This window comes from Nocardia sp. NPDC059764 (genome assembly GCF_042732555.1).
In the GTDB taxonomy this organism is placed as follows: domain Bacteria; phylum Actinomycetota; class Actinomycetes; order Mycobacteriales; family Mycobacteriaceae; genus Nocardia.
Genome location: NZ_JBHWHH010000012.1, coordinates 47275 through 67263, shown reverse-complemented (window position 1 = coordinate 67263; position 19989 = coordinate 47275). Strand labels below are relative to the sequence as shown.

The window sequence follows — 19989 nt, the reverse complement described above, 5'->3', positions numbered from 1 at the left end:
GCACACCTACGGGTGTGCGGCTTCTTCGATATCCAAGGGGCTCAGCCGATGGCGGCGAGGGCTTCCTTGACCTGATTCAGGCTGGGGTTGGTGGCGGTCGAGCCGTCGCGGTACTTGACCGTCGGCACAACGTGATTGCCGTTGTTGACGCTGCCGACGAACTCGGCGGCCTCCGGGTGGTCTTCGATGTCGATCACCTCGTAGGTGATCCCGGCCTCGTCGAGCTGGGTCTTGAGGCGACGGCAGTAGCCGCACCAGGTCGTCGAGTACATGGTCAGATCGGTAGCAGTCACGGTCGATGCAACATACTCACCGCCGATCGTGTTCCTGCCGCGGGGTCGATTGTGAGCGGATCGACTGCGGCTCGGAACCGATCGCGGACCGGGGGTTGACGGATTAGTAGTAAGCGCGCATACTAAATTCATGACGTTCATCGCCGAAGCCTCCGCCACCTCGACCGCCGCTCCCGCCGCCTTCTTCGCCAAGTGGGCCGACATGGCCACCTGGCCGGAGTGGAACCAGGACACCGAATGGGTCACCCTCGACGGCCCGTTCGTCCAGGGCGCGACCGGCGTCCTGAAGCCCGAGGGCGGGCCCAAGACCAAGTTCGTGATCACCAAGCTCACCGACACCGAGTTCATCGACACGTCCAAGCTGCTCGGCGCGCGGCTGATCTTCGCGCATGAGGTCGCCACCATCGCCGGCGCCACCACCGTCACCGTCCGCGTCACCATGGAGGGCCCGCTGCGCGCCCTGTGGATCAAGATCATGGGCGGCGGCCTGCGCGAATCCCTGCAACGCGATGTCGACGCGTTGGTCGCCGCCGCCGAGGCGGTGCTGGTATGAGCACCCGGTACTGGCTCGCCGTCGTCTCCCGCGACCACGTCCGCCGCGGCGTCGAACTCGGCTTCGCACAAGCCAATCACGGCAAACGCGCCGCCGTGGAACGCATGCACGCCGGAGACGGACTCGTCTACTACTCGCCCCGCACCGGCATGCGAGAGGGCGAACCGATCAAGGCCTTCACCGCCCTCGGCACCATCGCCGAGGGCCCGGCCTGGCAGGTCGAAGAGCAGGGCGGCTGCTTCCGCCCGTGGCGGCGCGCGGTCGACTACGACCGCACCGCCCGCCAGACCCCCATCGACACGCTGCGTGGCGAACTGGACCTGACCAGCGTCCCCAACTGGGGCATCGTGCTGCGACGCGGCCTGATCGAACTCACCGCCCACGATTTCGCCCTCATCTCCCGCGCTATGGTCGGCCGGTGATGGCGAATGACGGACTGCACACCGAATTCGAGCACGCCGACGAAAGCCCCGGCCTCTTGCTCTGGCAGGTGACCAACCGCTGGCAGGCCGCCCAGCGCGCCGCCCTGGCCCCCTTCGACCTCACCCACGTCCAGTTCGTCCTGCTCGCCTCCCTGACCTGGCTCACCGGCCGGTCGGGCGGCGATCCCGTCACCCAGCGCGATGTCGCCGACCAGGCCGCCACCGACCCCATGATGACCTCCCAGGTCCTGCGCACCCTGGAACAGAAGGGCCTGCTCGAACGCCGCGAGCACCCCACCGACAAACGCGCCCGCTCGCTGCGCCCCACCGAATCCGGTGCCGCCCTGGTCAATCGGGCCATCGGCGCGGTCGAAGCCTGCGACCGCGACTTCTTCGGTCCCCTCGGCGATCAGACCCCCCGCTTCGCCGCCGCCCTCCGCCGCCTCCGTGACCGCGACTGACCTCCGCGGCCGCGACCGAACCGCTCGGGCGGACCGCGCTCCGGCCCGGCCGATTCGGGCCGCCACGCCGATGGCCGCCCGCCGTGTCGGAGGGCGCTGTCATGATGGAGCGCGTGACTGCCGCGACCGCCCAGGCCCAGCTCCGGCTCGACGACCTCGATGCCGAGCAGGCGGCGGCCGTGCGCGCGCCCCGGGGACCGGTCTGCGTGCTGGCGGGCGCGGGCACCGGGAAGACGCGCACCATCACCCACCGCATCGCGCATCTGGTGTCAGCCGGACACGTCCGGGCCGATCAGGTGCTGTCGGTGACCTTCACCGCCCGTGCCGCGGGGGAGCTGCGCAACCGGTTGCGGGCGCTGGGTCTGAGCGGCGAGGCCGGGCAGGTGCAGGCGCGCACCTTCCACGCCGCCGCACTGCGGCAGCTCAAGTACTTCTGGCCGCAGGTGGTCGGCGACGTGCCGTGGCGGCTGATCGACGGCAAGTTCCCCATCGTGGCCCAGGCCGCGGGTCGTGCGGGCCTGCCCACCGACACCGACAGCCTGCGCGACCTGATCAGTGAGATCGAATGGGCCAAGGGCTCGCTCATCGCGCCCGAGGACTACGCGGGCGAGGCGGCCCGCCGCCACCGCGACGTGCCCTACGAGGCCAAGAAGGTCTCCGCGGTCTACACCTATTATGAGGCGCTGAAGAACACCCCCGACGGCCTGCTGCTCGACTTCGACGATCTGCTGCTGCACACCGCCGCCGCGCTCGAGGACTACGCCGCGGTGGCCGAGGAGTTCCGCGGCCGCTACCGGTGTTTCGTGGTGGACGAATACCAGGACGTCACCCCGCTGCAGCAGCGGGTGCTCGACGCCTGGCTCGGCGATCGCGACGACCTGACCGTGGTCGGCGACGCCAACCAGACCATCTACTCGTTCACCGGCGCGAGTCCGACCTTCCTGCTGGACTTCTCACGCCGGTTCCCCGAGGCCACCGTCGTCCGCCTGGAACGCGACTACCGCTCCACGCCGCAGGTGGTGTCGCTGGCCAACCGGGTGATCGGCGCGGCCCGCGGCCGGATCGCGGGCACCCGATTGCAGCTCATCGGCCAGCGTCCCGACGGTCCGGAGCCGGCCTTCGCCGAATACGACGACGAACCCGCCGAGGCCGCCGCCGTGGCCAAGGCGGTCGCCAAACTGCTGAACACCGGCGTGCCCGCCGCGGAGATCGCCATCCTCTACCGCATCAACGCGCAGTCGGAGGTCTACGAGCAGGCGCTCACCGAGGCGGGCATCCCATATCAGGTGCGCGGCGGCGAGGGCTTCTTCCAGCGGCCGGAGGTGCGGCAGGCGGTGTCCGCGCTGCGCACCGCCGCCAATCGCGACGATCTGCCCGATGCCCGCGGCCCGAAACTGGTGACCCTGGTGCGCGCGGCGCTGGCCGGGGTCGGACTCACCAAGGAGGAGCCGGTCGGCGTCCAGGCCCGGGAGCGCTGGGCCTCGCTGGTGGCGCTGGTCGCCCTCACCGAGGAATTGGCCGAGACCGAACCGGAACTCGATCTGTCCGGCCTGCTGCGCGAGCTGGCCGCCCGCGCCGAGGCCCGGCACCCACCGACGGTGCAGGGCGTCACGCTGGCCTCGCTGCATGCGGCCAAGGGCCTGGAGTGGGACGCCGTCTTCCTGGTCGGCCTGGCCGACGGCACCCTGCCCATCCAGCACGTGCTCGGCCCGGACGCGACCGTGTCCGACGAGGCCGCGCTGGAGGAGGAGCGCCGCCTGCTCTACGTCGGCGTCACCCGGGCGCGCGAGCACCTCCAATTGTCCTGGGCGCTGGCCCGTTCCGCGGGCGGGCGCAAGGTGCGCCGGCGCTCCCGGTTCCTGATCGGCCTGGTCCCCGACGATTCCCCGGCCTCGCGCATCGCCACCCACACCGCCGAGCGGCCCAGCGGTCCCAAGCGGGTCCACCCGACCTGCCGCATCTGCGGCCGCCCGCTGCTCAACACTCAGGCCACCATGCTCGGCCGCTGCTCACGCTGCCCGGCCGACGTGGATCCCGAGCTGCTCGAGGCGCTCAGGGAGTGGCGCAAGGAGAAGGCCGAAGAGCTCTCGCTGCCGCATTTCGTGGTCTTCAGCGACACCACGCTGACCGCGATCGCCGAACAGCGTCCGGCCGACGATCGGGCCCTGGTGGCCATCCCCGGCATCGGCGCCAAGAAGTTGCAGACCTACGGTGCGGACGTGCTCGCCGTTGTGAGGTCGAAAACCGCAGGTCAAAAATAGGTTGTGCGTATCTGTATGGATACCTAATGTGGTTCAGGTGCACAGGGGAAGACCCCGCGCGCACCGAGCACTGATCGCAAACGAGTGAAGGAGGGAGGCAGACCAATGAACAGCAACGCAGGCATCGCGACGACCGGCATCACCGCCGGCCGCGTCAGCATGGCGTCAGTCATGTCCGTTGCGCCCGTCTCCCTGGGGATCCTCGCTTCGCAGGGGATTCGTATGTCCGGCGTGAGTGGCGATCTTGGTCTTCAGGTCTTTGCAAGCAAAGCCCAAGCGGATCAGCAGATCGTGATCAAGCAGGACAAGCCCGAGGGCAATTGGTACCCGGCAACCGCAGTCGTTGACACCGTCACCGGCTCGGCCGTCGAAACCGTCACAGGCGCAACCGGATCCGAGCGACCGGTGCATCTGCTGGCAGCCCGCCCCAACACCACCGACCCAGCGTCCGTGAACAGGAGTCGACACCGAAGTCGACTCAGGTAGGGATCACCTCCCAGACCTCCTGGCCACGGATCGCGACAGACGCGAAACCGTGGCCATAGTTTTATCGGCCTCCAGCCACCGGCACCGGTTTCGCGAAACCTACGAACGACCGATGCACGAGCTGAAGGAGAACGACGTGTCCACCACGGTCATCCGTGAACGAGTGACATGCCGCAACACCGTGGCCAACACGACCGCCCGCACCCGCCGGGCCGTCACCATCAATGTCCCCTGCCGCGCCGGCAACCCCGACCTGTGGTTCGCCGAGTCTCCGGCCCAGCTGGAAGAGGCCAAGGCGCTGTGCGCCAGCTGCCCGATCCGTCAGGGCTGCCTGTCGGCCGCCCTGGATCGTGCCGAGCCGTGGGGTGTCTGGGGCGGTGAGATCTTCGACCAGGGTGTCGTGATCGCCCGCAAGCGCCCGCGTGGCCGCCCGCGCAAGGTCACGGTGGCATGACCGCCCCGGCTTCCGGGGGAATTGAACGCATACGACCCGCTTACCTCGAGGTAGGCGGGTCGTTTTGCGTGTGGGGGCAGTACTACGAAGCGGCGCGGCGGGTTTCGGCGTAGCCGGGGACCCAGTCGTTCATCAGCTTCATGAAGGGGACTTCGGCGTCGAGCTGGGCGCAGATGCCGACCGAGCCGCCCAGGACCCGGAAGATCATCACGTGTTCGGCCGGAAGTTGCAGGGAGCGGGCCGTTTTCATCATCTCGGCATTGGAGATGTCGGTGGCCTTGCCCGCGACGCGCTGCATCCAGCGGCGGGTGAAGTGGAAGGTCTCGGTCTTGATCGGGTCGGTGAAGGGGCGGAGATAGTCCTGAATCTCCTGGATGCTCACCGTCCTTCCGGGAATGACCCAGCCATGGTCGTGCAGCAGGGCCACCAGTTCGTCGAAGCGCTCCTCGACCTCCAGCGCCACCAGTTCACCCAGGACCTTGGGGAAGCCGTTGGGCAGCGGCGCGCAGGCGCCGTAGTCGATGACCGCGAGCCGCCCGTCCTCGAGCATCATGAAGTTGCCCGGATGCGGGTCGGCGTGCAGCAAGCCCGCGATGGCCGGTGAGCTGAAATGGAATTCGCCCATCAGCGCCGCCACCCGATTGCGCAGCTCGACCGTCCCCTCCGGATCGGCCATGCCCTGCTGGATGATTCGCGAGACCGGGGTGGCATTGTCGAGCCACTCGGTGACGATCACCTTCGGCGCGCTGGCCACCACCTTCGGCACCAGGAAGCGTGGGTGCCCGTGGAACGCCTTGGCGAACTGGCGCTGGTGCCCGCCCTCGATCCGGTAGTCCAGCTCCTCCTCGGTGCGCTCGCTGATCTCGGCGAGGATCGGCTTGATCTCCGCGCCGGGGATCAGCGCGCCCATCATGCCCGCCATCCGATTGAGTGTCTTGAGATCGGCGCGCAGCGCCTCGTCGGCGCCCGGGTACTGCACCTTCACCGCGACCGTCCGGCCGTCGGACCAGACCGCCTTGTGCACCTGGCCGATGCTGGCCGAGGCGGTGGGCTGGTCGTCGAAGTCCCGGAACCGTTGCCGCCAACCGGTTCCCAGCTGCTGGTCGAGCTGCCGGTGCACGGCCGCGACCGGCATGGGCGGCGCGGCGGCCTGCAGCTTGGTGAGCGCCTCGCGGTAGGGCTCGCCGAACTCCTCGGGGACGGCGGCCTCCATCACCGACAGCGCCTGTCCGAACTTCATGGCCCCGCCCTTGAGCTCTCCGAGCACGGCGAACAGCTGTTCGGCGGCCTTCTGATTGAGCTCGGCGTTGATCTCCTGCTTGTCTCCCCCGGCAAGTTTGCGGCCGAATCCGACGGCCGCCCGCCCTGCGATGCCGAGCGGAATCTTGGCCAGCTTGGCATTGCGGGAAGAGCGCTTGCTCACAATCTCTGACACGTTCCCATCATGCCGATGTCCCAGACGGTCCGCCATGGGATTCGGGTGTTCTGCCGGGTGACGAGGGGGAGTGGTTTCCATCACACCGCCGCATCCGCGCCGCAACCGCAGTCGGGATGCGGCGTCCAGGTCCGCCGATCCAGCCGCGCGGTGTCCGGGTCCCACTCCAGGGTGGCGTTCAAACTCGCCGGTGGCCGCTCCGCGCGGCCGCGTGCCACGGTCTCGATCTCGCGCAGCGCCAGCGCCGCGGTGAGCACGGCCACCGCCGGCGAAGCGCACCCGACCCGCCCCAGCAGCTGTGCGGCCAGTTGCGGCCACGCCGGTTCGGCCGCCGTGCGGTACAGGTCCGCACAACGCAGGCAAGCGGTTTCGCCCGGCAGCACCAGCGGGCCGACGATCCCGGCCCCGTCACGGATCCGCACCGGCAGGTGCGGGACGCGCGCCCGCATGAGGTCGGCGACCAGCGCCGGATCGGGCACCAACGTGTCGGACAGCACCAGCAGATCCGGCCGCTCCGGCCAGGGCTTCCCGCTGCCCGGCGCATCCGCCCGCCCATGAGAGTGCTTGGCCCGCAACCCGATCCGCTGCAGCCCATCCAGCAGTGCATCCGCCAACGGCCCGCGCCCATGCACCCGCACCGTCCGCAGCCGGCTCCGCGGTTCCGCCGCCAGCAGCCCGGCCGCCGCCAGCTCCCCCAACAGCGTCCGCACGTCCTCGACCGCGAACCCCAATTCCCGCGCCTGCCAGAGGATCTCCGCCTCGGTCCGCGACCCGTCGAGCAGCCGCACCAACGCGGGCCCCGATTCCACGGGACCGGGCGGTCGCAGAATCACCGCCCGCTCCGGACTCCACCCCAGCTGCACCGCCCCATTCGGCCGCACCAGCACCGTGATTCGAGGATGCAACATCGGTCCACGGGTGAACGTGGTCGCCCCGTGTGGAGACGTCGTCGCCGTGCGCGTGGAAGCGGCCGTTGCTGCTCGTGGGTGCGCTGCCGTTGGCGTGCGCGGGGGAGTAGCCACTGCCGCCCCTGAGGGAGCCGCCGTTGCCGTTTTTGAGGGAGCGGACATTGCAGCTTGCGGGGGAGCGGCCGACGCCGTTCGTGAAGGAGCCGTCGCGGTTCGTGCGGGGGCCGCTGTCGTTGGTGCGGAGGTCACTGCCGTCATAGCGTCAGTCTGCGCGCCCCCGGAAACGCGGAAACCCGCGAAAACGCTTGTTCATCAGCGCTTTCGCGGGTTATCCACAACTCTTATTTCGGGTCTTCCCCATCCGGGGTCCCGGCCTCGGCGTCCCCGCCGCGGGCCTCCTTCTCGGCCCGCTCGCGCGCTTCGGTCTCGGCCAGCTGCGCCAGCGGATCGTCGAACGCCGTGGACCCGCCGCCCAGCACCGAGTCGATGAAGCCCGCCGGGGAGTCCAGGTCGGAGGAGTCGGGCAGCAGGTCCGGGTGGGCCCAGACGCCGTCGCGCTTCTCCAGGCCGGTGTCGTCGGTGAGGCGCCGCCACAGCGCCGCGGCCTCGCGCACCTTGCGCGGCCGCAACTCCAGCCCGACCAGGGTCGCGAAGGTCTGCTCGGCCGGGCCGCCGGTGGCGCGGCGGCGGCGCAGCGTCTCGGCCAGCGCGCCCGCACCGGGCAGCCGGTCGCCCACGGCGTCGGAGACCACGGTCTCCACCCAGCCCTCGATCAGAGCGAGCAAGGTTTCCAGCCGTTCCAGCGCGGCCTTCTGCTCGGGCGTGGTCTGCGGTTCGAAAGTACCTTGGGACAGCAGCTCTTCCAGCTTGGACGGATCCTGCGCGAGCGTCATCGGATCCAGGCCCGCCGCGGCCTGTTCGATGGCCGAGAAGTCCATCTTGATGCCGCGCGCGTAGTCCTCGACCGCACCCAGCACCTGCTGGCGCAGCCACGGCACGTGCGCGAACAGCCGCTGGTGGGCGGCCTCGCGGGCGGACAGGTAGACCAGGATCTCGCTCTCGGGCTGTTCGAGCCCGGCGCTGAATTCGGAGATGGCGGTGGGCAGCAGCGCGGCGGTGCCGGCGGGACCCAGCGGCAGCCCGATGTCGGTGGAGGTCAGCACCTCCTTGGCGAGCTGGCCCAGCGCCTGGCCCAGCTGCGAACCGAAGGCGAGCCCGCCCATCTGGCCCAGCATGCCCATCATCGGCCCGGCGAATTCGCGGGCCTCGGCCGGCAGCGTCGCGGTCCACATGCCCGAAACCTGTTCGGCCACCGGGTCGCAGAGCCGCTTCCAGGTGGGCAGCGTCTCCTCGATCCAGTCGTTGGCGGTCCAGGCGACGGTCTTGCTCGCGCCGGCCGGGAAGGTGGTGGCCGCGTCGAGCCACAGTTCCGCCAGGTGCGAGGCATCGGTGACGGCCTTCTGCGCACCCGCGGAGACCGGCGTGACGCTCGCGCCCAGCTGCTGGCGGGCCAGCCGCTTGGCGATGTCGTAATTGACCGGTCCGGCCTGGGCCGTGCCCGGCTGACCCATGCTGGAGAACATGGCGCCCAGCTGCGAGAGCATCTGGCCGAGTTGCGAGGGATCGAATCCGCCACCGCCCGGGCCGCCCATGGCGAATCCGAACGGGTTGTTCGCACCAGAACCGCTGGACTCGTCGCCGGGCTTGCGCTCCGGGTCGTCGTCGCGATTCGAGAATCCGAACGGGAAATCACTCATACCCACTACGGTACTGGAGCCGCAGATCACACGAACCGCCGAGCGGAGCGCGGCAATGGCCTCGATGACCAGTACCCTTGGCCGCGTGAACCGTCGGATATTCACCCTGCTCGCCGCTCTGATCCCGATTCTGGCGCTGGGTATCGTTGGCAGTGTCGTCACGGTGCCGTTCGTGGCGCTCGGACCAGGGCCGACCTTCAATACGCTGGGCGAATTCGACGGCAAACAGGTGGTCGACGTGCAGGGCGCGGAGCTGAAATCCGCTTCCGGCAATCTCAATATGACGACCGTCTCCGTTCGCGATCAGCTGAATATCTTCGACGCGTTCCGGCTGTGGATCGGCGGCGAACACGGATTGGTGCCGCGCGCCGAGGTGTATCCCCCGGGGCAGACACGTGACGATGTAGACAAATCCAATCAGCAGCAGTTCAAGGATTCCGAGGACTCCGCCGAATTGGCGGCGCTCAACTATCTGAAGCTGCCGACCGCGGTCCAGCTCGCGAATGTGTCCGACGACGGCCCCGCCAAGGATGTGCTGCGCAAGGGCGACGAACTGGTGACAGTGGACGGCAAGCACATCGTCACCGCGAAAGACGTTGTCGCCGCGGTCTCCTCGGTCAAGCCCGGCACCGCCATCGGCGTGGTCTTCCGCCGCGACGGCGTCGAGCAGACCGCTGAGATCACCCTGGCCCCGAGGCCGGACGACTCCGGCAAGGGCTACCTGGGCATCACGCCCGACGAGATCTCCAAGGGCCCGATCAAGGTGGCGTTCAATCTCGGCGAGATCGGCGGCCCCTCGGCCGGACTCATGTTCACCCTCGCCCTGATCGACAAGCTCACCCCCGGCGACCTGTCCGGCGGCAAGTTCGTGGCGGGCACCGGCACCATCGATCCGGACGGCAAGGTCGGACCGATCGGCGGCATCCAGTACAAGATGATCGCCGCGCGTGAGAAGGGCGCCGAGACCTTCCTGGTCCCGGCCGCCAACTGCAACGAGGCCGCGCAGCGCACGCCCGAGGGCCTGCGCCTGGTGAAGGTCGAGAACCTGTCCGGCGCGGTCCAGGCCCTCGACGACATCAATGCGGGCAAGGACGCGCCGACCTGCGGCTGATCCTCGCCCGGCGCGGGGTCAGAACTCGTCGGGGTCGTTCTCGAGGGTGTGCAGCAGCGCCTCGACCAGATTCGGGGCGAGGTTCGGCGCGGTGCGCAGGTCGAGGTCGCCGAACGGGTCCTCTTCCTCCTCGCTGGGCCGCACCTGCAGCAGCGACAGCGAGGTGCCGTCGCGCAGCACGCCGACGAACAGCCGGGCGTCGCGGCGTTCGGCGTGGGTGAGCGCCGCCTGGCGACCGGCCTGGTCCGCGGCGTCCCGGTCGGCGAGCAGCGGCGCGATGGCGTCGTCGAGCGACTGCTCGGCGGTCGGTGGCAGCACCACGATCTGCTGCACCAGCACACAGCCCTCGACCGAGGCCGGCCAGCTGGTGGTGCCCAGGAATTCGTCGAGCGCCATGGCGTCGGCCTCGCCGGCGATGTCCTCCGGGAAGGGCTCCTGCGCAATGGGAGTCAGCGCGTCCTTCTCGTCGAGCTGATCCAGCAGCGCGGGCTCGGCGGCGACCAGGTCCGCGGTCGGGACCAGCGCGAACATCTGCGGCGGCCGGTCCCAGCCCTCACCGTCGACATACTCCGCGACTTCCCGAATGCACCGGTACAGGGCCGACGCCGCCCACTGCTCTGGATTCACCCGGTCATCCTCGCATCTCGTGAATACCTGTCCGACGCGGCAGGTGTTGGGCCGCGCGGCGGGCGTTTTACGTAGAGTGGGGCGCGAACGGTCCCCTGGGACCAGCTCGCATCATCGGACTGCGACGTTCGGCGCCGGTTTCCCGGCTCGGACGTCGCCGGACCCTGGGAGAGTGGCATCGTGGGCATGCGCCCCCCGACCGGCTTACCTTCGCTGTCGCGACGCAGCCGCATTCTGCTCGTCACGGCCCTGGTGCTGGCCGCCCTGTTACTGGTCGGGCCCCGGCTGACCGACGCCTATACCAACTGGTTGTGGTTCGGGGAGGTGGGGTTCCGCAACGTCTACCACACCGTGCTGCTCACCCGGGTGCTGCTGTTCCTGGTGGTCGCGGTGGTCGTGGCGGCGATCATCTGGCTGGCACTGCTGCTGGCCTACCGCACCCGGCCGGTGTTCGTGCCGGTGAGCGGTCCCGGCGATCCGATCGCCCGCTACCGCACCACGGTGATGAGCCGGCTGCGTCTGTTCGGCCTGGGCATCCCGGTGCTCATCGGCGTGCTGTCGGGTCTGGTGGCGCAGTCGAACTGGGTGACGGTGCAGCTGTTCCTGCACGGCGGCTCGTTCGGGGTGCAGGACCCGCAGTTCCATCTCGACGTCGGCTTCTACGCCTTCGACCTGCCGTTCTACCGCATGGTGCTGAACTGGCTGTTCGTGGCGGTGGTGATCGCGTTCTTCGCGAACCTGGTGGCGCACTACGTCTTCGGCGGGCTGCGGCTGTCGGGGCGGGAGGGCACGCTGAGCAATTCCGCGCGGGTGCAGCTGGCGATCCTGGCCGGAATCTTCGTGGCGCTCAAGGCCGTCGCCTACTGGTTCGACCGGTACGCGCTGCTGTCGAGCACCCGCAAGGAGCCGACCTTCACCGGCGGTTCCTACACCGATATCAACGCGGTGCTGCCCGCCAAGCTGATCCTGCTGTCGATCGCGGTCATCTGCGCCATCGCCTTCTTCGCCGGAGTCGTGCTGCGCGACTTGCGCATTCCGGCCATGGCGGCGGCGCTGCTGGTGCTGTCCTCGGTGCTGGTGGGCGCGGTGTGGCCGCTGCTGGTGGAGCAGTTCTCGGTGCGCCCGAACGCGGCCACCAAGGAGCGCGCCTACATCGAGCGCAATATCGACGCCACCCGCGCGGCCTACGGGCTCACCCCGGACAAGGTCGAGTACGTCAACTACAAGGGCGTCGCGACCAATGAACAGGTCAGCTCGCCCGCCGACCAGCAGACCATCAAGAACATCCGCCTGCTGGACCCGAACCTGCTGACCCAGACGTTCATTCAGCGCAACCAGCAGCTGCAGAACTTCTACGGTTTCCCCGACCCGCTCGACATCGACCGCTACACCGTCAATGGTGAACTGGGCGATTACGTGGTGGCGGCGCGCGAGCTCCAGCCGCAGAACCTGTCGGAGAACCAGACCAACTGGCTCAACAAGCACACCGTGTACACGCACGGCAACGGCTTCGTGGCCTCGCCGGCCAACAAGGTGAACGCGGCCCCGCCCAAGGAATCCCAGCAGGCCGGGCAGAGCGCGGGCAGCGATTCCAACGGCGGCTACGGCTATCCGGTGTTCACCGTCGGCGACATGTCCACGGTCAGCGACCTGATCACCAAGAAGGCCGGGCTCAAGGAGGCCATCCCGGTCGACCAGCCGCGCATCTACTACGGCGAGCTGATCGCCAAGAGCGACGCTGACTACGCCATCGTCGGCGCCAACGGCCAGTCCCCGCGCGAGTACGACACTCCCACCGACCAGTTCACCTACGCCGGTGCGGGCGGCGTGAAGATCGGCAACTGGTTCAACCGGATGGCCTTCGCGGCCAAGTACGCCGAGCGCAACATCCTCTTCTCGGGCGCCATCGGCTCCGATTCGAAGATCATCTTCAATCGCAGTCCGCGGGAACGCGTCACCAAGGTCGCGCCGTGGCTGACCGCCGACGGCAATGCCTACCCGGCCGTGGTGAAGGGCCGCATCGTCTGGATCGTGGACGCCTACACCAGCCTCGACAACTACCCGTACGCGCAGAAGACCCCGCTGGACGGCGCGGTCGAGGACAGCATCGACCAGGCCACGGGGCGTCTACTACCGCGCAAGGAAGTCTCCTACATCCGCAACTCGGTCAAGGCGACGGTCGATGCCTACGACGGCACCGTCACCCTCTACGAGGTGGACAAGAAGGACCCGGTCCTGCAGGCGTGGATGGGGGTGTTCCCGAACTCGGTGAAGCCGGAGAGCGAGATCTCCGACGAACTGCGGTCGCACTTCCGCTACCCCGAGGACCTGTTCAAGGTGCAGCGCGAGATGCTCGCCAAGTACCACGTGGACGATCCGGTGGAGTTCTTCAACGGCAACGCCTTCTGGTCGGTCCCCAATGATCCGACCCAGGAGGGTGCGGCCAGCAGCGCTCACCAGCCGCCGTACTACGTGCTGCTGGGCGATCCGAAAACCGGTAAGTCGCAGTTCAATCTGACCAGCGCCATCGTGGGCTACAAGCGGAACTACATGTCCGCCTACCTGCAGGCGAATTCGGATCCGGCGAACTACGGCAAGCTGACGGTGCTCCGATTGCCCGCGGATTCACAGACCCCGGGCCCGGGTCAGACGCAGACGTCCATGACGACGGCCGATCAAGTGTCGAGGGACCGGAACCTGTTGACGGGCGGCAATGTCAACAAGATCAAGTACGGCAATCTGCTGACCCTGCCGGTGGGTGACGGCGGCATCCTCTACGTCGAACCCTGGTATCTGGAACGCAATACCGGCGGTCCGAACGCGCCGTCCTTCCCGCAGCTGGTGAAGGTGCTGGCGAGCTACCGCGACAAGGTCGGCTACGGCGCGACGGTCAAGGAAGCCCTCGACCAGATCCTGCCCGCCGCGGGCAATGCCGCGACCGATCAACCGGGACAAGCGGTTACACCGCCCACCCAGGGTGCGACGCCGCCGGCCAATCCGCCTCCGCCGACCGGATCCGCCGGTAAGGACGCGGCGGTGAAGCAACTCGACGACGCGCTGCGGCAGGTGCAGGACGCGCAGAAGTCGGGCGATCTGGGCGCGCTGGGCAAGGCGCTCGAGCAGTTGCAGACCGCGGTGAACAACTACCAGAAGGCCGGTAGCTGATCCGTTGACGTGAGAGGCGCTGTCATCCGTTGGATGACCGCGCCGGTCGCTGTTCGCGCCACGGCAGTTACTGTCGCACAATAAGAATTATTGCCTCGAAATAGCGAAAGGTGCCGCGTCGCCATTGACGCAGCACCTTCCCACATCTTCCGGAAAAGGAAGGAGATTCGGGCTACTTGCCCCAGGTCTCGATGAGGCCGGCGTTCGAGGCGAGGATCTGGTTGTACTGATCCTGCATGCCCAGCTGCTCGGCGACGGTGTTGGCGACGCCCTTGGCCTGGTCGATCACGGCCTGGCGGTCGGTGGGGGCCGCGGGGGCGACGGGCGCGGGGGCCGCGAGCTCCGGGGCGGGCTCGGGCTCGGAGACGCCCGCGCGCAGGTACTGGCCGCAGACCGGCCAGGCGCCGACGCCCTGGGAGGCGAGCACGTTCTCGGCCACCCGGATCTGCTCGGCCTTGCTGGCGCTGGCGGCGTTGCCGGAACCACCGTTGGCGGCCCAGGTGCTCTGCGAGAACTGCAGGCCGCCGTAGTAGCCGTTGCCGGTGTTGATGCCCCAGTTGCCGCCGCTCTCGCACTGGGCGACGCCGTCCCAGTCGTGGGCCGGAGCGGCGGAGGCGGTCGCTGTGAAGCCGAACGGGACGGCAACAAGTGCGCCGGTGACGGCGGCGAGGCCGAGGGCGCGGGTGTTGATCTTCCGGTTCTGTTTCATGTGTTTTTCCCTCCCTGTGCCGACCGGCCCGGCGCGGATGCTCCGCCGTGTCCCTGTCCCCAGGAGTCGGGGTGCTCGACCGCGGGACAGGGTTTCCGGAGTGCAGCGGTTCGAGTCGGAGCCCATCGCAGGTTTGGTCCGGGCCGCGACTGACGATAACGAGAAAATCTCGACAGATCACGTCTTGATAACTTAAGAATTGCATGAAGCGAATGACTGGAAAATCGGCGTTGATGCAGGTTGGCTATGCTGCAAATGCCGAACCAGAGCGGTCTGTTATCTCATCGTGATGTGACTCGAATCACCGGGAATTTGTGACACCGGTCACGTTTCTGGCGTATGTCAACGGCCATACACGTGCGCGAGGCTCTCAAATGGAGGATTTTCACTCCAATTACTCCGCTTGATGGGCAACCGTCCGGTCCGATTCGCTGCGCACTCCTCGCTCGGCGCGCCCGCACCCCGCAAAATCCCGCCTGACCACCCGATTTGGTGCATCTGCTAGCCCGTGTGTAATGTTGTGTTCACCGACGCGGGGTGGAGCAGCTCGGTAGCTCGCTGGGCTCATAACCCAGAGGTCGCAGGTTCAAATCCTGTCCCCGCTACAAACGAGGGCGGTCCTGACCGGTAGGTTTCAGGACCGCCCTCAACTTTTATCGAGGTTTCTGGCAACGAATTTGGCAATCGTCCGGTATGTCGATGCCGAACGGCGCACCAATACTGCGAAATCTATTGCCACCAGGTACGTTCGGGCGGACAACGCGGGACATATGGGACGGTTGCGATCGCTGGGGTGCCAGCCCAGTGATCGCAGGCGGGCGGGATCCCGGACCTCGGGGGATCGAGGGGCAGTCGATCTGGGTGGATGGACCTGTCACAGGCTGCGATTCGGGCGGCGCAATGCACGCAAGGCGACCCCGAGCTCGAGGACCGCTCGGGGGTCGGTGAGGGAACGGCCGGTGACTTCCTCGATGCGGCGCAGGCGGTAGCGGACGGAGTTGGGGTGCAGGAAGAGTTCGCGGCCGGTGTCGGCGGCGGAGCCGTTCGCGGCGTACCAGGTGCGGAGGGTTTGCAGTAGCCGTTCGCGTTCTTCATAGGGCAGGGCCAGAAGGGGGCCGAGCGAAACTCGGGTCATCCGTTCGGCTTCGATCGGTGCTGCCGCGATCAGCATGGCGAGGGGGTCGTCGTCGAAGCGGGCGACGCCGCGGGGGCGGTCGCGTAGACCGGTGAGGGCGAGCCGGGCGAAGTGCAGTGCCTGCGGTGTCTCGGGCAGGGCGTCGTAGGGCGGGCTGATGCCCACGCGGGTGTGATGGGCTCGTAGTGCCTTCAGTGCCGATCGTTCTCGGGATTCGGGTAGGGCGAGTACGCCGATCTGCTGGTCGGGCAGCAATCGCCAGGCCGAGGTGATTTGCGCTGCGTGTAAGGCTATTTCGATGCCGGGTAGGGCCTCACGGCCGGTCGCGGGTGCGTCCGCGGCGACGACGACGTAGCGGCCGGTCGGGGGCAGGCCGAGGATTCGGGTTGCTTCGCCGAGGGTGGTCGGGTCGGCGATCATACCGGTGAACAGGGCCTCGACCAGTACGGAGCGTTCATGTTCGCGTTGCAGTACCAGTTCGGTGGTGGTTTCTCGGTAGGCGGCCGCGACAGCGACAGCGTATTCACCCGACAATGCCCAGACCTCTGCGGCGAGGGCGACGAGCATCGCGTCGGTGACCTCGGGGTGGCGTCGTGAGGCGGAAACCAGTTCGGACCACAGGAATTCGAATCCGATGCGGAAGGCGTGCAGGGTTTCGGCCAGGGGCACACCTTGCTGTGCGCGTAGTCGCCCGGTCTCCTTGGGCGGTTCCGGGTCCACCGGTGCGGTGGTGGTGAAGTGTCGCAGCATCAGAGTGAGATTGCGCGTGCAGGAGGTGCGAATGGTGTCGAAGGGGACCTGCGCCTCGTTGCGGTAGGTGTCGAGTTCGGCGAGGAAGCGCTGGGCCAGCCGCAGTCCGAGGTCGTCGATGGTCGCCAGTAGGAGCCCGGCTACTTCGACGATTGCTTCCGGCGGCGTGGTACGGGGCATTTCTGCAGGTTACCGGTTCGCTGTTGTTGTGGCGAACAGTTGGTGAACCGGTGATGTTGTCCCCGCATCCATGGGAGCGCGATCACATCGATGCGACGATTTCGGCGATGTTTTCGGCACTACCGGAAAGTTGACGATGCGCTCCTTGACCGTGAATCTGCTGCAGTCGGCCCTGCGTGTCCCGGACCGGGTCGCGGTGCGATCGGACGATACGGTCCTGACCTATGCGCAGCTCGAGGAGCGGACCGCGCGGGTCGCCTCGATGCTGCGTGCCGAGGGTGTGACTCCAGGGTCTCGGGTGGCTGTGATGATGCCCAACGTGCCGGAGTTCGCGGTTCTCTACTACGGGATCCTGCGCGCGGGATGCGTTGTGGTGCCGATGAATCCGTTGCTGAAGGCGCGTGAGGTCGCTTACTACCTGACCGATTGCGGTGCGCGCGTGCTGTTCGATTGGAGAAGCGATCCAGGGGAGGGCCCGCCAGGGGCGGCGGTGAGCGGGACCATTGTCCGGACGATCGATCCGACGTCATTTGCCGCCTTGCAGGCGCGGCACGCGCCACGCCATGACAGTCCGGAGGTGGAACTGGATCAGGTGGCGGTGATCCTCTACACCTCGGGGACCACCGGCCAACCCAAGGGAGCGGCGCTGACGCTCGCCGGGCTCGCGCACAACGCCGAGGTGTACGCCTCGACCGTGCAGGAGTTCCACCACGATGATGTGATCCTGGGCTGTCTGCCGTTGTTCCACACCTTCGGGCAGACCTGCGCACTCAATGCCGCGATCTATTGCGGAGCCGCGCTGACATTGGTTCCGCGCTTCGAGCCGGCCACGGTATTCGAGGCGATCGCCCGCGACCGGGTCACTGTCTTCGCTGGTGTGCCGACCATGTACTCCGCGCTGCTGCACGACGCGGTCGCGACGACAGCGGACGTCACGTCGTTGCGGCGCTGTGTATCCGGCGGTGCTTCGCTGCCGGTGGAACTGCTCACCGCCTTCGAGAAGACCTTCGGCTGCGAAATCCTGGAGGGCTACGGTCTGTCGGAGACCAGTCCCGTAGTCACGTTCAACCACGCCGGGCGGCCGCGCAAACCCGGCTCGATCGGTGTGCCGATCCGTGACGTCGAGGTCAAGTTGGTCGATGTGACCGACGGGATCGGCGAGATCGCGGTCCGCGGCCCGAATGTCATGTCCGGCTACTGGAATCGGCCCGAGGCGACCGAGGCCGCGATTCCCGACGGCTGGTTCCGCACCGGCGACCTCGCCCGGCGCGACGACGACGGCTACTACTACATCGTCGACCGCAAGAAGGACATGATCATTCGCGGCGGGTACAACATCTACCCGCGCGAAATCGAGGAGCTGCTCTACGAACACCCCGATGTCGTGCAGGCCGCCGTCTTCGGCATCGCCGACGATCACTTGGGGGAGGAGATCGTCGCCGCCATCGTTCTGAGCGCGGAAGCGAACACCACCGCGGAGGAACTGCAGAGCTTCGTGCGCGAACGCGTCGCTGCCTACAAATACCCCCGCCACGTGTGGCTGCTCGACGAGCTGCCCACCGGCCCCAGCGGCAAGATCCTCAAACGCGCCATCACTCAGCCGTGAAACACGCCGCCACCCTCCATATTTCATCCCTCGAAGCCGCAGGAGCATCCCCATGTCCACCTTCACCAGCAGCGACGGCACCGTCATCCACGTCCGGGAATGGCTGCCGGTCGACCAGGAACCGGTCGGGATCGTGCAGATCGCGCATGGGATGGGCGAATACTCCGCCCGCTACAGTCATCTCGCCGAACGACTCGCCGACGCCGGATACGCCGTCTATGCCCCGGACCATCGCGGGCACGGCCATAGCATTACGGGCACGCCCGGCGACCTCGGCGAGAACGGGTGGAACTTACTGGTCGAGGACCTTGTGACACTCACCAGGCTGCTGCGCGTCAAGCACACCGGGATTCCCGTCGTCCTGTTCGGACACAGCCTCGGATCCTTCGCGGTTCAGCAGTACATTCTCGAACACTCGGGCCTCGTCGACGATGTCGTGCTGTGCGGTACCACAGCGGTCGACCAGCTGTTCGCCATGATCGCCGAGGCAGATGGAGATCTGCTGGGGCTGTTCAATGCCCGATTCCAGCCCACACGCACGACGGCCGACTGGATCAGTCGTGACGAGGCGCAGGTCGACGCGTATGTGGCACATCCGTGGTGCGGGTTCGATCTCGACCCGGCCAACATGACGCTCTTGGCAACGGTTGCCGCCGAACGGCTTTCGAAGCCGACAACCGTTCCCACCGATCTACCTGTCTACGTGATGGTGGGTGATCGGGATCCGCTCAACGACAATCTGCGGTTGAGTGATCTGCTGATCGACCGATATCGCGAGGTCGGGTTGACCGACATCACCTACCGCGTGTATCCGGGGGCGCGGCACGAGATCCTCAACGAGATCAACCGCGACGAGGTGGAAGCCGACCTGATTGCTTGGATTACCCGTGTGCCAAGTCCATAATCGTCTGCTGCCCAAAGCATCTCGTAACGATGAGGGCGGAATCGGCCGGACGAGACGATTGTTCATCGCACTCGTCAGCTCGGTCAGGAAGTTCTCGAACTGCCGGAGCTGCTCGGGGAATGCCGGGCAGGACGGCGGCGACCTGCTCGCCGAGCCGGCGGAAGAACTCGTCGGCGAGCTCGTGTACCTCTGTCAACCTGGTCCGCCTAGGCCTGGCCTTCGAGGTCATCGGTCCAGGCGCCCTGGCACTGTTCGCCTTACCGGAGCGACAAGGCTCCCTGGCCCGCCCAGCCATTGGGCGCGCTGGGATCGTGATCTTTGCCGTGGTGGTGCCGATGCTGCCTGAACGTCGCCTCCGGGACCGCGAACAATTGGCACGGCGACCGACCAGCACCCACGCCGATCGGCCGGAATTGGCAACGGATTTGGCAACCGAACCCGGCGAAATCCAGTATGCCGGGTGAAACGACACGGATAGCACGGACGATCGAAACCCCGTTGACCAGCACGGAACGGATTCCGCCGAACACGGCGGGACCGTGCGGGGCAGGTCCTTGTTGGCTCATAACCCAGAGGTCGCAGGTTCAAATCCTGTCCCCGCTACTGCGAAAGGCGGTCCTGGCCAACAGGTTTCAGGACCACCTTTCAACCTTTGTCGAGGTTGGCGGCATCGCCGTTGGCATCACGCCGAAACGGTCATCTCGGTCAGGGTTGGAAACTCAGTGAACAGCTGCTGACCAGGTTCTTTCCGTGGGACAACCTGGGACGAATG

General features: G+C 67.4%; 18 protein-coding genes and 1 tRNA gene. 12 read left to right on the top strand and 7 right to left on the bottom strand.

Features of this window, described 5'->3' with window-relative positions:
- Positions 1 to 41: 41 nt before the first annotated feature.
- Positions 42 to 293 (bottom strand): mycoredoxin, encoded by a 252-nt coding sequence (locus ACFV4K_RS04580; protein WP_379272055.1) that lies wholly within the window; start codon positions 291 to 293, stop codon positions 42 to 44.
- A 130-nt stretch (positions 294 to 423) separates the two neighbouring features.
- Between ACFV4K_RS04580 and ACFV4K_RS04575 the strand changes: the two genes are divergently transcribed.
- From ACFV4K_RS04575 to ACFV4K_RS04550, 6 genes are all read left to right on the top strand, one after another.
- Positions 424 to 846 (top strand): hypothetical protein, encoded by a 423-nt coding sequence (locus ACFV4K_RS04575; RefSeq protein ID WP_379272053.1) that lies wholly within the window; start codon positions 424 to 426, stop codon positions 844 to 846.
- Positions 843 to 1268, top strand: coding sequence for an EVE domain-containing protein (locus ACFV4K_RS04570; RefSeq protein ID WP_379272051.1), 426 nt, complete (start codon positions 843 to 845; stop codon positions 1266 to 1268). Before ACFV4K_RS04575 ends, ACFV4K_RS04570 begins: the two co-directional genes overlap by 4 nt.
- Complete coding sequence (locus tag ACFV4K_RS04565; protein ID WP_379272060.1) at positions 1268 to 1729, top strand: MarR family winged helix-turn-helix transcriptional regulator; 462 nt, start codon at positions 1268 to 1270, stop codon at positions 1727 to 1729. Before ACFV4K_RS04570 ends, ACFV4K_RS04565 begins: the two co-directional genes overlap by 1 nt.
- Positions 1730 to 1833: 104 nt before the next feature.
- Positions 1834 to 3990 (top strand): ATP-dependent DNA helicase UvrD2, encoded by a 2157-nt coding sequence (locus ACFV4K_RS04560; protein WP_379272058.1) that lies wholly within the window; start codon positions 1834 to 1836, stop codon positions 3988 to 3990.
- Positions 3991 to 4095: 105 nt separating this feature from the next.
- Positions 4096 to 4476, top strand: a complete 381-nt coding sequence (locus ACFV4K_RS04555) for a hypothetical protein (protein WP_379272049.1) — start codon at positions 4096 to 4098, stop codon at positions 4474 to 4476.
- Positions 4477 to 4588: 112 nt separating this feature from the next.
- Complete coding sequence (locus ACFV4K_RS04550) at positions 4589 to 4930, top strand: WhiB family transcriptional regulator (protein ID WP_357286956.1); 342 nt, start codon at positions 4589 to 4591, stop codon at positions 4928 to 4930.
- Between the two features lie 82 nt (positions 4931 to 5012).
- Here the strand turns inward: ACFV4K_RS04550 and ACFV4K_RS04545 are convergent, their stop codons facing one another.
- The 3 genes from ACFV4K_RS04545 to ACFV4K_RS04535 all read right to left on the bottom strand — a co-directional run bounded on the left by ACFV4K_RS04545 (position 5013) and on the right by ACFV4K_RS04535 (position 9030).
- Positions 5013 to 6401 (bottom strand): ABC1 kinase family protein, encoded by a 1389-nt coding sequence (locus ACFV4K_RS04545; RefSeq protein WP_379272047.1) that lies wholly within the window; start codon positions 6399 to 6401, stop codon positions 5013 to 5015.
- A 44-nt stretch (positions 6402 to 6445) separates the two neighbouring features.
- Complete coding sequence (locus tag ACFV4K_RS04540; RefSeq protein ID WP_379272045.1) at positions 6446 to 7273, bottom strand: TOMM precursor leader peptide-binding protein; 828 nt, start codon at positions 7271 to 7273, stop codon at positions 6446 to 6448.
- Positions 7274 to 7614: 341 nt separating this feature from the next.
- Positions 7615 to 9030 carry a zinc-dependent metalloprotease gene (locus ACFV4K_RS04535; RefSeq protein WP_379272044.1) on the bottom strand — a complete coding sequence of 472 codons (1416 nt, stop codon included), beginning with the start codon at positions 9028 to 9030 and terminating at the stop codon, positions 7615 to 7617.
- Between the two features lie 85 nt (positions 9031 to 9115).
- Here ACFV4K_RS04535 and ACFV4K_RS04530 point away from each other — a divergent pair, with 85 nt between their 5' ends.
- A complete protein-coding gene (locus ACFV4K_RS04530; protein ID WP_379272042.1) occupies positions 9116 to 10141 on the top strand; it encodes a PDZ domain-containing protein in 1026 nt (341 codons plus the stop codon).
- Between the two features lie 18 nt (positions 10142 to 10159).
- On the opposite strand, the gene ACFV4K_RS04525 is transcribed toward ACFV4K_RS04530, so the two are convergent.
- Entirely contained in the window at positions 10160 to 10768 is a 609-nt protein-coding gene (locus tag ACFV4K_RS04525) for a PPA1309 family protein (RefSeq protein WP_357086854.1), read from the bottom strand.
- A 180-nt stretch (positions 10769 to 10948) separates the two neighbouring features.
- Here ACFV4K_RS04525 and ACFV4K_RS04520 point away from each other — a divergent pair, with 180 nt between their 5' ends.
- On the top strand, positions 10949 to 13933 hold the full coding sequence (locus ACFV4K_RS04520; RefSeq protein WP_379272040.1) for a UPF0182 family protein: 2985 nt from the start codon (positions 10949 to 10951) through the stop codon (positions 13931 to 13933).
- Between the two features lie 172 nt (positions 13934 to 14105).
- Here the strand turns inward: ACFV4K_RS04520 and ACFV4K_RS04515 are convergent, their stop codons facing one another.
- The gene (locus ACFV4K_RS04515; protein ID WP_379272038.1) at positions 14106 to 14642 is read right to left on the bottom strand and encodes a transglycosylase family protein; all 537 of its coding nucleotides are present in this window, start codon (positions 14640 to 14642) and stop codon (positions 14106 to 14108) included.
- A gap of 531 nt (positions 14643 to 15173) precedes the next feature.
- Between ACFV4K_RS04515 and ACFV4K_RS04510 the strand changes: the two genes are divergently transcribed.
- Positions 15174 to 15247, top strand: a tRNA-Met gene (locus ACFV4K_RS04510).
- Positions 15248 to 15516: 269 nt separating this feature from the next.
- Here ACFV4K_RS04510 and ACFV4K_RS04505 read toward each other — a convergent pair.
- Positions 15517 to 16707 carry a PucR family transcriptional regulator gene (locus ACFV4K_RS04505; RefSeq protein ID WP_379272037.1) on the bottom strand — a complete coding sequence of 397 codons (1191 nt, stop codon included), beginning with the start codon at positions 16705 to 16707 and terminating at the stop codon, positions 15517 to 15519.
- Positions 16708 to 16843: 136 nt separating this feature from the next.
- Here ACFV4K_RS04505 and ACFV4K_RS04500 point away from each other — a divergent pair, with 136 nt between their 5' ends.
- From ACFV4K_RS04500 to ACFV4K_RS04490, 3 genes are all read left to right on the top strand, one after another.
- Complete coding sequence (locus ACFV4K_RS04500; RefSeq protein WP_379272035.1) at positions 16844 to 18313, top strand: long-chain fatty acid--CoA ligase; 1470 nt, start codon at positions 16844 to 16846, stop codon at positions 18311 to 18313.
- Positions 18314 to 18365: 52 nt separating this feature from the next.
- The gene (locus ACFV4K_RS04495; protein ID WP_379272034.1) at positions 18366 to 19217 is read left to right on the top strand and encodes an alpha/beta hydrolase; all 852 of its coding nucleotides are present in this window, start codon (positions 18366 to 18368) and stop codon (positions 19215 to 19217) included.
- Positions 19218 to 19528: 311 nt separating this feature from the next.
- Complete coding sequence (locus ACFV4K_RS04490; RefSeq protein WP_379272032.1) at positions 19529 to 19681, top strand: hypothetical protein; 153 nt, start codon at positions 19529 to 19531, stop codon at positions 19679 to 19681.
- The last annotated feature ends 308 nt before the right edge of the window (positions 19682 to 19989 follow it).

Coding starts and splice junctions, on each gene's coding strand:
- ACFV4K_RS04495 (WP_379272034.1), top strand. CDS start 18,366: ATGTCCACCTTCACCAGCAGCGACGGCACCGTCATCCACGTCCGGGAA.
- ACFV4K_RS04555 (WP_379272049.1), top strand. CDS start 4,096: ATGAACAGCAACGCAGGCATCGCGACGACCGGCATCACCGCCGGCCGC.
- ACFV4K_RS04505 (WP_379272037.1), bottom strand. CDS start 16,707: ATGCCCCGTACCACGCCGCCGGAAGCAATCGTCGAAGTAGCCGGGCTC.
- ACFV4K_RS04535 (WP_379272044.1), bottom strand. CDS start 9,030: ATGAGTGATTTCCCGTTCGGATTCTCGAATCGCGACGACGACCCGGAG.
- ACFV4K_RS04575 (WP_379272053.1), top strand. CDS start 424: ATGACGTTCATCGCCGAAGCCTCCGCCACCTCGACCGCCGCTCCCGCC.
- ACFV4K_RS04540 (WP_379272045.1), bottom strand. CDS start 7,273: ATGTTGCATCCTCGAATCACGGTGCTGGTGCGGCCGAATGGGGCGGTG.
- ACFV4K_RS04515 (WP_379272038.1), bottom strand. CDS start 14,642: ATGAAACAGAACCGGAAGATCAACACCCGCGCCCTCGGCCTCGCCGCC.
- ACFV4K_RS04545 (WP_379272047.1), bottom strand. CDS start 6,401: ATGGCGGACCGTCTGGGACATCGGCATGATGGGAACGTGTCAGAGATT.
- ACFV4K_RS04500 (WP_379272035.1), top strand. CDS start 16,844: ATGCGCTCCTTGACCGTGAATCTGCTGCAGTCGGCCCTGCGTGTCCCG.
- ACFV4K_RS04565 (WP_379272060.1), top strand. CDS start 1,268: ATGGCGAATGACGGACTGCACACCGAATTCGAGCACGCCGACGAAAGC.
- ACFV4K_RS04570 (WP_379272051.1), top strand. CDS start 843: ATGAGCACCCGGTACTGGCTCGCCGTCGTCTCCCGCGACCACGTCCGC.
- ACFV4K_RS04550 (WP_357286956.1), top strand. CDS start 4,589: ATGCACGAGCTGAAGGAGAACGACGTGTCCACCACGGTCATCCGTGAA.
- ACFV4K_RS04560 (WP_379272058.1), top strand. CDS start 1,834: ATGGAGCGCGTGACTGCCGCGACCGCCCAGGCCCAGCTCCGGCTCGAC.